This window comes from Collinsella sp. AF31-11 (assembly GCF_003475605.1).
GTDB lineage: Bacteria > Actinomycetota > Coriobacteriia > Coriobacteriales > Coriobacteriaceae > Collinsella.
Window position 1 is genome coordinate 100670 of the sequence record NZ_QRQS01000005.1, and the last position, 13948, is coordinate 114617.

The window sequence follows — 13948 nt, forward strand, 5'->3', positions numbered from 1 at the left end:
AAGGGCGTGAACAATCACGCTCTGAAGCGTGGCGGGGGCAGGGGGCCCGCGTCACATGAGAAGCCCGCAGGCAAGGGGCCTGTGGGGTAAAGGAGAACAATGACACTCGTATCCAAGACCTTTGAGCTGTACGGCAAGACCTACACCTTTGAGTCGGGCGAGCTTGCCAAGCAGGCCACCGGCGCCTGCCTGGTCAAGCAGGGCGATACCACGATGCTCGACACCGTGGTCGTCTCCAAGGAGCGCAAGAACTACGACTTCTTCCCGCTGACCGTCGACTTCAACGAGAAGATGTACGCCGCTGGCCGCATCCCGGGTGGCTACCTTAAGCGTGAGGGCCGTCCCAGCGAGAAGGCCACGCTCACCGCGCGCATGATCGACCGTCCGATTCGCCCGAGCTTCCCGGACGGCTTCCGCAACGAGGTGCACATCGTCGCCACCTCGCTTGTCGCCGACCAGGTCAACCCCTTTGACGTCATCAACGTTATGGGTGCCTCTCTGGCCATGACGCTCGGCGGCGTGCCCTTCGAGGGCCCGCTTGCCTGCGTGCGCATCGGTCGTAACGTGGAGACCGGCGAATTTATCGTCAACCCCACCTACGAGGAGCGCGAGAACTCCGATCTGGACCTGGAGCTGGGCGGCTCTGCCGACTTCATCTCGATGGTCGAGGCCGGCGCCGAGGAGATCTCCGAGGACGACATGCTCGCCGCCATGAAGTTTGGCCAGGAGGCCCTTGCCGCCTTCTGCCAGGCTCAAGACGAGTTCGTCGCCGAGTGGGAGCAGGTCAACGGCCCCATCGTCAAGAAGGAGTACCCGCTCGATCAGCCCGTCGAGGAGGTCCAGGAGCGCATCTTCGCCCACTACGACGAGATGGCAGCCGCCCTGCGCGACGCCGACAAGCTCTCCCGTATCGGCAAAGTCGAGGCCCTGAAGGAGTCCATCCGCGCCGAGTTCACCGAGGAGGAGCAGGCCGCTTGGGAGCGCGAGATTCCCGTGGCGCTGAAGAAGCTCGAGAAGAAGGCCATGCGCACCATGGTCGTCGAGACCGGCGAGCGCGTTGACGGCCGTGCCGCCGACGAGATCCGTCCCATCATGGTGAAGGACAACTACCTGCCGCTCGTTCACGGCTCCGGCCTGTTCCAGCGCGGTCAGACCCAGGTGCTCTCTGTCTTGTCACTCGGCATGCTTAACGAGGGCCAGCGTCTGGATACCATCGAGCCCACCGAGGGCAAGCGCTACATGCACCACTACAACTTCCCGCCGTTCTGCACCGGCGAGACCGGTCGCATGGGCAGCCCCAAGCGCCGCGAGATCGGTCACGGCAACTTGGCCGAGCGCGCCCTGCTTCCGGTGCTCCCCGACGAAAACGAGTTCCCCTACGCCATCCGCGTGGTCTCCGAGGTCATGGAGTCCAACGGCTCCTCTTCGATGGCTTCGACCTGCGGTTCCACGCTCGCCCTTATGGACGGCGGCGTGCCCATTAAGCGCCCGGTCTCCGGTATCGCCATGGGCCTGATCCAGGAGGAGGGCAAGACCGTGGTCCTGTCGGATATCCAGGGTCTCGAGGACTTCCTGGGCGACATGGACTTTAAGGTCACCGGCACCACCGAGGGCATTACCGCCCTGCAGATGGACAACAAGGCCACCGGCCTTACCTTCGACATCCTGGCCCGCGCCCTGCAGCAGGCCAAGGAGGGTCGTGCGTACATCCTGCAGAAGATGCTCGATGTGATCCCCGAGCCGCGTCATACCACGCGCAGCACCGCTCCGCGCATCGTCTCCATCCAGGTTCCGACCGATAAGATCCGCGACGTCATCGGTTCCGGCGGTAAGGTCATCCGCAGCATCCAGGACGAGACCGGCGCTTCGGTTGACATCCAGGAGGACGGCACCGTCTTTGTCGGCGGCACCGGCGAGTCCGTGGACCAGGCCGTCGAGCGCATCAAGCTCATCATCAAGGTTCCCGAGCCGGGCGAGGAGTACACCGGTCGCGTCGTCTCCATCCAGCCCTTCGGCGCCTTCGTGAACCTGCTGCCCGGTAAGGACGGCCTGCTGCACATTTCCCGCGTTGCCAAGGGCCGCGTCGAGAAGGTTGAGGACGTCCTCAACGTTGGCGACGAGGTCAAGGTCGTCGTCATCGAGGTCGACGATCGCGGCAAGATCTCGCTCGATCGTCTTGACAAGCCCGAGGCCCCGGCTCGCGCCGAGGGTGCCTCCGAGGGCGACGGCGAGCACTTCCAGCGCCGTGAGCGTCCGCGTCGCGAGCGCTCCGAGCGCAGCGACCGTCCGCGCCGTCCCGGCGACAACGGAGGCCGCAAGCCCCGCCGTCACCACGACGCCGAGTAACAGCTAAACATAAGCAGCTCAACAAGGGCGACTCCTAAGGGGGTCGCCCTTTTCCTATTCCCGGCGGGGGCCGCGGGTAAAGTTTCCTGCTCTACAGTCCTGCTCGCACGGAGAGCACATTAAGTGCTCTCCGGCTCGTGCGGAACTCGCGATAAACTTTACCCGCGGCCCCCGATGGCCACAGACCGGTGGGATAGATCGGTTCAGATGGGGCTTTAATGCATGGGTGGTCTGTTGGTGGGCAAATGGGTATCATACTGAGGTTACTGCATCGACTCTGCGATGCTTTGTTGTATGTGCCCGGCGGTCGGTTTGCCAGAAGCGCCCCGTCGGTTGTTCCAGACCCGTTTCGAAGAAAGGAAACCACACTTACCTATGGCAGCTAAAAAATCATCTCCCTTGAAGATCATCCCGCTCGGCGGCCTTGATGGCATCGGCAAGAACATGACGGTCTTTGAGTGCGGCGACGACATGGTGCTCGTCGACGCCGGCCTCATGTTTCCGGATGACTCCCAGCCCGGTATCGATCTGGTGCTTCCCGACTACACCTATGTCCTGGAGAACGAGGAGAAGCTCCGCGGTATCATCGTCACCCACGGCCACGAGGACCACACCGGTTCGCTTCCGTATCTGCTGCAGGACCTCAACAACAAGGTGCCCATCTTCTCGAGCAAGCTGACGCTCGGCTTCATCGAGGGCAAGCTTTCCGAGTTCCGCATCCGCGCACCCAAGTTCCGCGAGGTCAAGGGCGGTAGCCATGTCAACCTCGGCGGCATCTCGCTCGACTTCTTCTCGATGACACACTCCATCCCCGGCGCTCTGGGCGTGTTCATCCGCACCAATCAGGGCACCGTTATGCACACCGGCGACTTTAAGCTCGACCAGACGCCCATCGACGGCGTTACGCCCGACTATGCCGCTATCAGCCGCTTTGCCAAGCAGGGCATCGACCTGCTGCTTTCCGACTCTACCAATGCCACGGTTCCCGGCTTTACCAAGTCCGAGGCCGAGGTTGGTCCCAACCTGCTGCACGCCATCAAGAATGCGCCGGGTCGCGTGTTCGTCGCGTCGTTCTCGAGCCACATCCATCGTCTGCAGCAGATCTGCGATGCCGCCCGCAAGTGCGGCCGTAAGGTCGTTGTGACCGGTCGCTCCATGCTCACGAACACCCGCGTGGCGCGTGAGCTGGGCTACCTCAACATCGACGACGCTGATATCATCGATGCCTTCGACATTGATAACCTGCCCGACGACAAGATTGTCGTCATGTGCACCGGTTCGCAAGGTGAGCCGCTGTCGGCCCTGTCCCGCATGGCCAATGGCGAGCACAAGACGCTCTCCATCCACGAGGGCGATACCGTTATCCTTTCGGCAACTCCTGTTCCCGGCAACGAGAAGGCCGTCCAGCAGGTCGTCAACAGCCTGGCCAAGCTCGGCTGCGACGTGTGGGATAAGAACCGCGCTCTCGTCCACGTCTCCGGTCACGGTAGCCAGGAGGAGCTCAAGCTCCTGATGGCCATGGCCAAGCCCACGTATTTTATGCCGGTTCACGGTGAGGCCGTGCATCTGCGGGCACACGCCCAGCTGGCCCGCAAGATGGGTCTCAAGGACGACCATATCTTTATCCTCGATAACGGTGACACGCTCGAGATGCGCGGCGGTATCGTCAAGCGCGGTACGCCCGTCGAGTCTGGCGTCGTCTACGTCGACGGCCTGCGTATCGGCGATACCGACCCCATCGTCCTGCGCGATCGCCAGAAGCTCGCCAACGACGGTATGGTTACCGCTGTTGCCATCGTCTCGCTCAAGCACAAGAAGATCGAGGCCATCGAGTTCTCGGGCCGCGGTGTTTCGTTTGCCATCGACGACCAGTTCTCCGAGGATGCCTCCGCATCCATCATGAAGACGATCGAGAAGGGCAAGTTCAGCTTTACGAGCAGCGGTTCCGATGCCATTCGCAAGGCCGTGCGCGATTCGCTCTCTAACTTTATCTGGAGCCGTACGCGTACCCGTCCGATGATCATCCCGGTCGTCATGGAGGTTTAGTTTGGCGCGCGGATCTGCACAAAACGCCAAAGGCAATAAGGCCAATAACCAACCGGCATCTGCTAAGGGTGCCGGTTCCCATCTGCGTGCCAATAAGGGCCACGAGGCAGACTTCGACGATTTTGAGCCCTTGGTCGAGCCCTCAGCCAATCGCGATATCGCCGGCGTGGTCATTGCCGTTTTGGCGATTGCGTCCTTTATTGCCGTGATTTCGCCGGCGACTGCACCCGTTACAGCTGCGGTTGCCGGTTTCTACCACTTAGGCTTTGGTCTGGGCGCCTACGTGTTGCCGATCGTCATCTTGCTGTTTGCCGCCACGCTCTTTTTAGGCGAGGACTCGCCGCTCAACGTGCGCTCTGTTGCGGGCGGCGCCGTGGTCTTTATCGCCGTCGTCTCCATTCTTTCGCTGATGGTGCCGGGTACGAGCAACTCGTGTGACCTTATGTTTACTCCGCAAAATCTGTCCGCCTCGGGTGGCTACATCGGTGCGTTTATTGCGAGTGCGCTGCAGAATGCCCTGGGTAAGCCTATCGCGATGGTTGTCCTGCTGGGCCTTGTCGTCGTGGGCCTGGTTATCATTGGCTTTTCGGTGGGCGGCGTGCTGCGCTCCGCCCGCGATTGTGCGACAGATTTTGCCGAACGCCGTCGTGCCGATGTTAACGCGAGCCCGTGGGGTGACGATGAGGCCCTGTCGGTGCCTGGTGTCGCCCGTCCGCATCTGAGCATTCTTCGTCAAAAGGCCTCTGATGTTGCCATGACCACGGTCATGGGCAACGATGCGGACCCGGTTTTGGACGATGACGACGAGGATGAGGATCCGTTTGTCGACGTGTCCGATGCCGTGGAGGCTGAGCGCGCTAAGACGACGCTGCTGCCGCGCCGACATGCCAAGAAGGGCAAAACGGTTCCCAAGCTCAATACGAGTGAGCCCGATCCGTCTTGGTCCGAGAGCGAGATTGAACTTACCGAGGGTGATGACGAGGACGACGAGACTCCGATTGAGACCGCAAAGACAACTTTGCTGCCGCGTCGCCATGCAAAGCGCGGCCAGGTAACCGGCCAGCTTTCGATGGAAGACGACCCCGATAAGATTGACGAGTCCGAGCCGCCGTTTGCCGTGAATCCTGTCTCGGCAGCACCTCAGATTCCCGACTTCTTGAAGCATCCCAAGGTTGCCGATAGCGCTGCCTCGAGTGCTGTCGAATCGGCTGCGGCTCGTGATGGGGGAGTGGACGACGACGCTGCAGATAACGAGGGCGAAGAAGGGGATGGCCTCAAGCTTCCGCCGCTCGAGATCCTGCATGCCAACCCGCAGTCGGCTTCTGCCGCGTCTTCGGACAAGGAGCTTGAACAGACTGCCGAGTCGCTGCAGTCCACGTTGCTTGAGTTTGGCCGCAGTGCCCGCGTGGTCGGCTGGATCGCCGGCCCTACGGTGACGACCTTTAAGCTGCAACCTGGCGAGGGCGAGCGCGTGAGCAAGATTTCGAGCCTCGAGGACGATATCGCGCTTTCGCTCGCTGCTCAGTCGGTGCGTATCTTTGCCCCGATTCCCGGCACCTCGCTCGTGGGCATCGAGATTCCCAACCGCAAGCGCCAGAACGTCAATCTGGGCGACGTGCTGCCCTATGTGAAGGGCGGTCCGCTCGAGCTCGCCATCGGCCGCGACGCCGAGGGCACGCCGGTCGTCGCCGATCTCGCCAAGATGCCCCACCTGCTGATTGCCGGTACCACGGGCTCCGGTAAGTCGGTCATGATCAACTCCATCATCACGACCTTGCTCATGCGCGCCCTTCCCGAGGACGTTCGCCTGATCATGGTCGACCCCAAGCGCGTCGAGCTTGCGGGCTATAACGGTCTGCCGCATCTCTATGTGCCCGTGGTGACCGAGCCCAAGCAAGCCGCTAGCGCTCTGCAATGGGCCGTGTCCGAGATGGAGCGTCGCCTGAAGGTCTTCGAGCGTCTCAACGTGCGTAAGATCTCGACCTACAACGAAAAGCAGGCCGCCGGCGAGTTTGAACATTACGACAACCCGCCGCAAAAGATGCCCTACTTGGTCATCATCATCGACGAGCTTTCGGACCTGATGATGGTCGCCGGCAAGGATGTCGAGGCGTCGATCGTTCGTATCGCTCAGCTGGGCCGTGCCGCCGGTATTCATCTTATCGTGGCCACGCAGCGCCCCAGCTCCAACGTGGTGACAGGTCTCATCAAGGCCAACATCACCAACCGCATCGCCTTTAACGTCGCCACGGGCATCGACTCGCGCGTCATCATCGACCAGATGGGTGCCGAAAAGCTCACCGGTTTGGGTGACATGCTGTTCTCCAAGGTCGACTGGGGCAAGCCTCGCCGTATCCAGGGCTGCTTTGTTTCGGACGACGAAATCAACGAGATTGTCGAGTTCGTCAAGTCGCAGAGCGAGCCCGACTACCACGAGGAGATCCTGTCTGCCGTGGCGCCCGCTTCCATGTCCATGGCGGGTGGCGGCGGCATTGTCCGCACCGGAGTCGCCGAGCCGCAAGACGATGATCCGCTCATCTGGGAAGCCGCCCATATTGTGGTGGATTCGCAGCTTGGCTCCACATCTGGCCTGCAGCGTCGTCTGAAGGTTGGCTATGCGCGCGCCGGGCGTATTATGGACATGCTGGAAGAAAAGGGTGTCGTCGGCCCGCCCGACGGTTCGAAGCCGCGCGAGGTTCTGCTGGACGAGGAGGGACTTGCCGCGCTGAAATCTGTCGACGCCGAGATGGCACGTGAAGATCGTGAGTTTGGAGGATTCTGATGGCTGCACGCTTTGGTGACATGCTGCTCGAGCAGCGTCGCCGAATGGGCCTTTCCATTCAGCAGGTCGCCAACACCATCAAAATCAGGCCGCAGATCATCGAGTTTTTCGAGACCGGTAACTTTGCTTCGATGCCGCCGCGCGGCTATGCGCAGGGCATGATTTCGAGCTATGCTCGCTTTTTGGGCCTCAATCCGCGCGAGGTCGTCAATGCCTACTTTGACGACCTGATGGCATACGAACGCGAGACGTCGCAGCAGGGCGGTCGTTTTCAGGACGCCGCCGGCTACGTCAATTCGCGTTCCTCGGTCGATAACGGGCGCTTTCTGATGGTTCAGGGCGGTCGTTCGACCCGCTATGGACAGCGTCCTCAGCAGGCCGGTTATATTACCGAGACGGGTTCGGGCGAGGAGATTCGCTCACAGCGTGACCGGTTCCGCAGTGCGCCGATGCCCGAGGACCGTGCACTCCCCGCTGCCCGCGGCGTGGCGCGTGACCCTCGTGCCGGCTACGGCGACGGCGGCTATTCCGATCGCGGTTACCGTGGTGTCTCCACCGGACGCTCTCGCGGTGGCTATGCGGATGCCGATACTACGCAGGTGACGCCGCGTCTTCGCTCTCAGTCTCAGCCGTGTGGCCAGCGCCCTTCGGCTCCGCGTTCGGGCCAGCGTGGCTATCAAGGCCGCGGTGAACTTGCGCCCCGCTCGGGTCAGCGCGGCCTTCAGGGCCAGGGTGGCTATCGTGGTCGTTCCGATAGCAATCGTGGTCGTATGCCTCAGGGAGGCGGCCGCAGCAGTTCCAGTCGTGGACGCGGCGGATCTCGTACTCCTCAAAACAACGGGCTCGATCCGCGTATCGTCTACGCTGGCATCGGTGCCGTGACGCTGCTGCTGATCGTGCTCATCGTGGTACTTCTGCGCGGCTGCGCATCTTCGACGCCCGAGACCACGCCCGAGACGCCCACTGCTACCAAGACGACGACCAAGAAGTCTTCTAAGAAGACCGAAACGGTCGACGAGGACGAAGACACCGATGAGTCGACGGATGAGTCGACCGATTCGGACGCCACCAAGACGACGGCTAAAAAGGAAGAGAACGAGGTAACGAAGGTCAAGGTCTCCGTTGCCAAGGGAAAGACCGCGTGGATTGAGGTCAAGGTCGATGGAAAGTCGGTCTATGGCGCCCAGGCGACTGGCCCCTTTGAGCAGGAGTACACGCCCGAGTCCTCGATCGAGATCACCACGTCCAAGCCTTCCGATGTCACCGTTACCAAGAACGGCGAAAAGGTCCGTTACGATACCAAGACTTCGGGCGTGGCGCGTGTGACGATCACCGTTCCCAAGAAGGAGACGACTGATTCCGAGAATGGTGAAAGTTCTGATGGTGCCGACACCACTGATGGTACCGATACCACCGACGGCATCGATGCCCAGTCCACGGATGGCGCCGATACCGCAACTGACGGTCAGACGCCCACCGATTCTACCGACTATTCGTACGATAGCTATTAAGCCGCTCGTACGCGAAAGGAAACATCATGGCTAAAGATTCCAGCTTCGACGTCGTGTCCGAGGTCAACATGCAAGAGGTCGACAACGCCTTCCAGCAGACCACGCGCGAGATTTCCCAGCGCTATGACCTGAAGGATTCTGGCGCCACGATCGAGCTTTCGAAGGGCGACAAGCTCTTTACGATCAACGCCCCGGCTGACTTTGTCTCCAAGCAGATCATCGATGTCCTGAGCTCCAAGCTCATCAAGCGCGGCATCGACCTCAAGGCTGTCTCGTGGGATGCTCCGCAGGCGGCATCGGGCGGCACCGTGCGCGTGCTCGGCCATATCGTCGAGGGTATCGACCAGGCGACCGCCAAGAAGATCAACAAGGACATCAAGGACCAAAAGCTCAAGGTCAAGGTGGCCATCGAGGCCGACAAGCTGCGTGTTTCCTCTGCTTCGAAGGACGCGTTGCAGACCGTGATTCAGTTCCTGCGCGACCAGGACTACGGCCAGCCGCTGCAGTTCACCAACTACCGCTAATATCATTCGAAAGGACCGCTCTCCAACATGGATACACCGTTGGGCTCCGTGCTCTACATCACCCTCGGGTGCGCTAAGAACGAGGTTGACACCGACCGGATGCGTTCTCTTTTGACCGCCGCAGGCTACGAGGAGGCATTCGACCCGCAGGAAGCCGATATCGCCATTGTCAATACATGCTCGTTCCTCGCCTCCGCAACGTCTGAGAGCATCGAGACCACGCTCGAGCTCGCCAATGAGGTGCAGGACGGCGTTCGCTCCTGTCCCATCGTCATGTGCGGTTGCGTGCCGTCGCGCTATGGCGACGACCTGCCTGACGAGCTGCCCGAGGTCGCTGCCTTTGTGAAGGCCGACGAAGAGGACGGCATCGTGGCGGTCATCGATGGCGTGCTGGGTGTCGAGCGTGAGATCGCCGCCTATATTCCGCAGGTCAAGCGCACTGTCGAGGGCGCTGTCGCCTACGTCAAGATTTCCGATGGCTGCAACCGCTTCTGCAGCTTCTGCATGATTCCCTACATCCGCGGCCGCTATCATTCGCGCAATGCCGAGAGCATCATCTCCGAGGTGCGCGACCTGGTTGCCGGTGGCGTGCGAGAGATCGTGCTGATCGGCCAGGACACGGGCATCTGGGGCACCGACTTTGCGGATGAGGGCGTCGTCGAGGGTTCGCCGCGCAATCTGGCGCAGCTGCTGCGCGCAGTCGCCGAGGCCGTGCGCCCGCAGAACGTCTGGGTCCGTGTGCTCTACCTGCAGCCCGAGGGCATGACCGATGAGCTCATTGAGACCATTCGCGATACGCCCGAGGTGCTGCCCTATATTGATATCCCCGTGCAGCACTGCGATGCTCGCATACTCAAGGCCATGCGTCGCTCCGGTTCGCGCCAGGAGCTCGAGGACCTGTTCCGCGATCTGCGTGAGCGCATCCCCGGCATCGTGATCCGTTCCACGGCCATGGTCGGCTTCCCGACTGAGACTGACGACGAGTTCCGCGACCTTATCGACTTTATGGACACCGTCGGCTTTGACTACACGAGCGTCTTTGCCTACTCGCGTGAGGAGGGCAGCCTGGCCGCCAAGATGGAGGGTCAGGTCGACGAAGAGGTCAAGCTCGAGCGCGCCCAGGAGGCCATGGACCTGGCCGAGTCGCTCGGTTTTGCCGCCACCGCCGCACATGTGGGCGAGCGCGCCCAGGTGATCGTCGACGGTATCGAAGAGACCGAGGACGGTGCCGAGCTGATTGGCCATGCTTGGTTCCAGGCGCCCGATTCCGATGGCGCGGTGCATCTGGATGCCAGCGAGGCATCTGTGGGCGATATTCTGACCGTCGAGTTTACCGATAGCTTCTGCTATGAGCTTATCGGTCATGTTGTGGAGTAGGAGCGCGTTGTGGCTAACGAGAGTAATAAGGAACTGACGAGTGTCTGGACACCCGCCAATATCGTGACGTGCGTGCGCATCGTCTTTATCCCGGTGTTCATGATCGTGTCGGCGCTGTCTCACACGAGCGTTGCCGGTACGGATTGGAGCACCTTCGACGGCCCGCTCGCCGCCGCCGCCTTTATTCTGTACGTCATCCTGTCGTGCACCGATAAGGTTGATGGCTACTTGGCTCGTTCGCGCAACGAGATTACCGACTTCGGTAAGTTCTTGGATCCCATCGCCGATAAGCTGCTCGTGTTCTCTGCCCTGCTGCTGTTCTTGGACTTTGGTGCCGTAACCGTGTGGTCGGTGTCCATTATCCTGTTCCGCGAGCTGCTGGTGAGCGCCCTGCGCATGGTTGCGAGTGCCGCTGGTGTGGTCGTTGCCGCCGATAAGCTCGGCAAGTACAAGACGGCGACCACGATGGTCTCCATCTGCGGTTACCTGTGCGTCTTTGCGATGGCCGGCTTGCACCTTGGCCCGGTGGCGCTGACGCTCGGCATCTACTCTTTATCGCGCTTCCTGTACGCCGTTGCCGTTGTCCTGACCGTTATCTCGGGCGCCCAGTACTTCTGGCACTGCCGCAAGATCGTCTTTTCGGTCTAGGTCCTGGTGGGTATGACGGACTCTTTTGAGCAGATTTCCGCTCATAACGAGGAGCTGGCGCGCGATATTGTCGAGCGCGCGAGCGCTCGGGGCGTGACGGTTTCGACGGCTGAGTCGCTGACGGCAGGTATGATCTCCTCGACGATCGCCGATATCCCGGGCGCCTCGGCGGTGCTGCGTGGCGGTGCGGTAACCTACTGTGATGAGATCAAGCATCGCGTGCTGGGTGTTGAGCAGGAAACGCTCGACCGCTATACCGCGGTGTCGCATCAGACCGCGCGCGAGATGGCGGCGGGGTCGCTAGATCTGTACCAGAGCGATGTTGCCGTGAGCGCAACGGGCTATGCTGGTCCCGGCGGCGGTACCGAGGACGATCCGGCTGGCACCTTCTATATTGGCTGGGCGTATCGCACGGTCGATGGGGAAGTGCCGGTCGTGGATTCTGTGCGTTGCCACTATGAGGTCGACCGTTCGTGTGTTCGTGCCCATGCGGTCACGGAGGCATTGGGACGCATTGCCCTTGTGCTCAACTCTATGGAATAGGCGTGTTTTAAGGGGCCTTAGGGCCCCTTAATTGTGGAGATAGGGACCTCTGGCGAATTTAGCGTTTGTGCTGGTCATAGGTGTATTTTCTCCTTCCTTGTTTTTATTTGGCCCTATGTGGTCAAGCATTTGGCCAGTGTTTGGTCGGCGTTTGGTTGGGTTTTGGAAAGACTGCCTGCATATGATTGGTCTGAACGGTTGACCACGAACAGTCGTTCGTTTATTATCGATGCAGGTTGTTAAGAGGAGGGCTATTCATGGCCAAGAATTCAGGTCCCGTACGTACCGTCCATGCACCCACGACGGGTAAAGAGCGCGAAGAGATGATCGCCACCACCAAGGCCGAGATCGAGAAGAAGTTCGGTCAAGGTTCCATCATGAGGTATGGTGACGGCGGCCCCGAGCTCGAGGTCGAGGCCATTCCCACGGGCGCTCTGGCACTTGACGCCGCTCTGGGTATCGGCGGTGTGCCGCGCGGTCGTATTGTCGAGATCTACGGTCCCGAGTCCTCCGGTAAGACGACGCTTTCGCTCGAGATCCTGGCCGAGGCCCAGGCAATGGGTGGCGTTGTGGCATTTATCGATGCCGAGCACGCGCTCGATCCCACGTATGCCGCGCGCATTGGCGTGGATATTGACGAGGTGCTCATTTCCCAGCCCGATACGGGTGAGCAGGCGCTCGAGATTGTTGACATGCTCGTGCGTTCCGGCGCCATCGATGCCATCGTCGTCGACTCTGTCGCCGCGCTGACTCCGCGTGCCGAGATCGAGGGAGAGATCGGCGATACCACGGTCGGCTTGCAAGCTCGCCTGATGAGCCAGGCGCTCCGAAAGCTCGCCGGCTCGCTGTCCAAGTCCAACACGACGTGCATCTTCATTAACCAGCTGCGTGAGAAGATCGGCGTCATGTTCGGCAACCCCGAGACCACGACGGGCGGCCGCGCCCTTAAGTTCTTCTCTTCGGTGCGTATCGACATTCGCCGTATCGACAGCATTAAGCTTAAGGACGAGGTTATCGGTAACCGCGTGCGCGCCAAGGTCGTTAAGAACAAGGTGGCAGCTCCGTTCCGTTCTGCTGAGTTCGACATCATGTACGGCACAGGCATCTCTAAGGAGGGCTCGATCTTGGACATGGCTGTCGAGTGCGGCATTTGCAAGAAGATGGGCTCCTGGTTTGCCTATGGCGAGGACAAGCTCGGCAACGGTCGCGAGGCCGCCAAGGCGTTCCTGCGCGAACACCCCGATTGCGCCGACGAGATTGAGCATAAGGTTCGCCTTGCCTGCGGACTTGAGTTTGATGACGATGCTCCGTCCGAGGTCGAGCTGACCGATCAGCCGGCTGCGGATCAGCCTTCCGGCGAGGAGTTCGACGAGCTTTACGCCATCGATGGGTCCGCCATGCTCGATGACGACGACGAGTAGCGGTTACGCTCATGTCGTATACGGTGACCGAGGCCACGGTCGTCTTTCCCGATAAGAAGGCTGCCTCCTCGTTCTCGAGCGGATATGAGTCCAAAAAGCCTTGCGCACATATCGATTGTGAGCTTGAGGGCGGTTTTAAGCGGTCCATTTGGATTCCCGTGCGGGTCGCGCGCCTGTATGTCAAAAACCGCCCCGATTTTCCCTGTGATTGGGATAACTTTCGTGAGGCGGTTCAGCTCATCGAGCGTAAATGTGCTCTCACCATGGTGACCGAGATGTTGTCGCGACGCGACCATGCGACGGGTGAGGTCCGTGACAAGTTGGCTCGCTACGGCTTTCGCCATCCTGCGATCGATTTCGCCGTCGAGCGCGCCACCGAGTATCGCTTTTTAGACGAGAACCGCTTTTGCTCGTACTTTATCGAGGAACGCAAGCGGCGCGGTTGGGGACAGCGCAAAATCGAGACCGAGCTCAAGCGCCGTCATGTTGTGCTCGATGACATTCCCGGTTATCCCGAGGATTATTTTGCTGTCGAAGACGATTTGGCGCGTGCGTCAGCCCTGCTCGCCAAGCGGCGTGTTCCAGAGACGCGCGGATTCGAAAAACTGGTTCGGTTTTTGATGGGCAAGGGCTTCTCGTATCACATCGCCGCCGATGCCGTTAAGGCGCGTCTCGATGCCGAATGCTAGGAATGTGCGCTTTAAGCGTATGCGTTTTGTGGCCCTGCCGTTCACCTTGTTTTAGCCGCCG

The 13948-nt window shown here is 60.7% G+C and carries 10 protein-coding genes; all 10 read left to right on the forward strand.

Features of this window, described 5'->3' with window-relative positions; translation table 11 throughout:
- Nucleotides 1-99: 99 nt before the first annotated feature.
- Complete coding sequence (locus tag DWZ22_RS04410) at nt 100-2346, forward strand: polyribonucleotide nucleotidyltransferase (RefSeq protein WP_118405528.1); 2247 nt, start codon at nt 100-102, stop codon at nt 2344-2346.
- A gap of 375 nt (nt 2347-2721) precedes the next feature.
- Nucleotides 2722-4392, forward strand: coding sequence for a ribonuclease J (locus tag DWZ22_RS04415; RefSeq protein ID WP_089573381.1), 1671 nt, complete (start codon nt 2722-2724; stop codon nt 4390-4392).
- A 1-nt stretch (nt 4393) separates the two neighbouring features.
- Nucleotides 4394-7174: a DNA translocase FtsK gene (locus tag DWZ22_RS04420; RefSeq protein WP_233546447.1), complete on the forward strand. Its 2781-nt coding sequence runs from the start codon at nt 4394-4396 to the stop codon at nt 7172-7174.
- Nucleotides 7174-8685, forward strand: coding sequence for a RodZ family helix-turn-helix domain-containing protein (locus DWZ22_RS04425; protein WP_118405529.1), 1512 nt, complete (start codon nt 7174-7176; stop codon nt 8683-8685). Before DWZ22_RS04420 ends, DWZ22_RS04425 begins: the two co-directional genes overlap by 1 nt.
- Before the next feature lie 26 nt (nt 8686-8711).
- Nucleotides 8712-9209, forward strand: coding sequence for a YajQ family cyclic di-GMP-binding protein (locus tag DWZ22_RS04430; protein WP_117735189.1), 498 nt, complete (start codon nt 8712-8714; stop codon nt 9207-9209).
- A 27-nt stretch (nt 9210-9236) separates the two neighbouring features.
- On the forward strand, nt 9237-10586 hold the full coding sequence (gene rimO / locus DWZ22_RS04435) for a 30S ribosomal protein S12 methylthiotransferase RimO (RefSeq protein WP_118405530.1): 1350 nt from the start codon (nt 9237-9239) through the stop codon (nt 10584-10586).
- A 99-nt stretch (nt 10587-10685) separates the two neighbouring features.
- Nucleotides 10686-11234 carry a CDP-diacylglycerol--glycerol-3-phosphate 3-phosphatidyltransferase gene (gene pgsA, locus DWZ22_RS04440; protein ID WP_233546452.1) on the forward strand — a complete coding sequence of 183 codons (549 nt, stop codon included), beginning with the start codon at nt 10686-10688 and terminating at the stop codon, nt 11232-11234.
- A gap of 12 nt (nt 11235-11246) precedes the next feature.
- Complete coding sequence (locus DWZ22_RS04445; protein ID WP_117742753.1) at nt 11247-11777, forward strand: CinA family protein; 531 nt, start codon at nt 11247-11249, stop codon at nt 11775-11777.
- A 257-nt stretch (nt 11778-12034) separates the two neighbouring features.
- Complete coding sequence (gene recA, locus DWZ22_RS04450) at nt 12035-13198, forward strand: recombinase RecA (RefSeq protein ID WP_304485477.1); 1164 nt, start codon at nt 12035-12037, stop codon at nt 13196-13198.
- Between the two features lie 11 nt (nt 13199-13209).
- On the forward strand, nt 13210-13887 hold the full coding sequence (locus tag DWZ22_RS04455; protein WP_117762991.1) for a regulatory protein RecX: 678 nt from the start codon (nt 13210-13212) through the stop codon (nt 13885-13887).
- The last annotated feature ends 61 nt before the right edge of the window (nt 13888-13948 follow it).

Bases quoted from the DNA above. Each gene is read 5' to 3' on its own strand.
- DWZ22_RS04410 (WP_118405528.1), top strand. From the start codon at position 100: ATGACACTCGTATCCAAGACCTTTGAGCTGTACGGCAAGACCTACACC.
- DWZ22_RS04415 (WP_089573381.1), top strand. From the start codon at position 2,722: ATGGCAGCTAAAAAATCATCTCCCTTGAAGATCATCCCGCTCGGCGGC.
- DWZ22_RS04425 (WP_118405529.1), top strand. From the start codon at position 7,174: ATGGCTGCACGCTTTGGTGACATGCTGCTCGAGCAGCGTCGCCGAATG.
- DWZ22_RS04430 (WP_117735189.1), top strand. From the start codon at position 8,712: ATGGCTAAAGATTCCAGCTTCGACGTCGTGTCCGAGGTCAACATGCAA.
- rimO (WP_118405530.1), top strand. From the start codon at position 9,237: ATGGATACACCGTTGGGCTCCGTGCTCTACATCACCCTCGGGTGCGCT.
- pgsA (WP_233546452.1), top strand. From the start codon at position 10,686: ATGATCGTGTCGGCGCTGTCTCACACGAGCGTTGCCGGTACGGATTGG.
- DWZ22_RS04445 (WP_117742753.1), top strand. From the start codon at position 11,247: ATGACGGACTCTTTTGAGCAGATTTCCGCTCATAACGAGGAGCTGGCG.
- recA (WP_304485477.1), top strand. From the start codon at position 12,035: ATGGCCAAGAATTCAGGTCCCGTACGTACCGTCCATGCACCCACGACG.
- DWZ22_RS04455 (WP_117762991.1), top strand. From the start codon at position 13,210: ATGTCGTATACGGTGACCGAGGCCACGGTCGTCTTTCCCGATAAGAAG.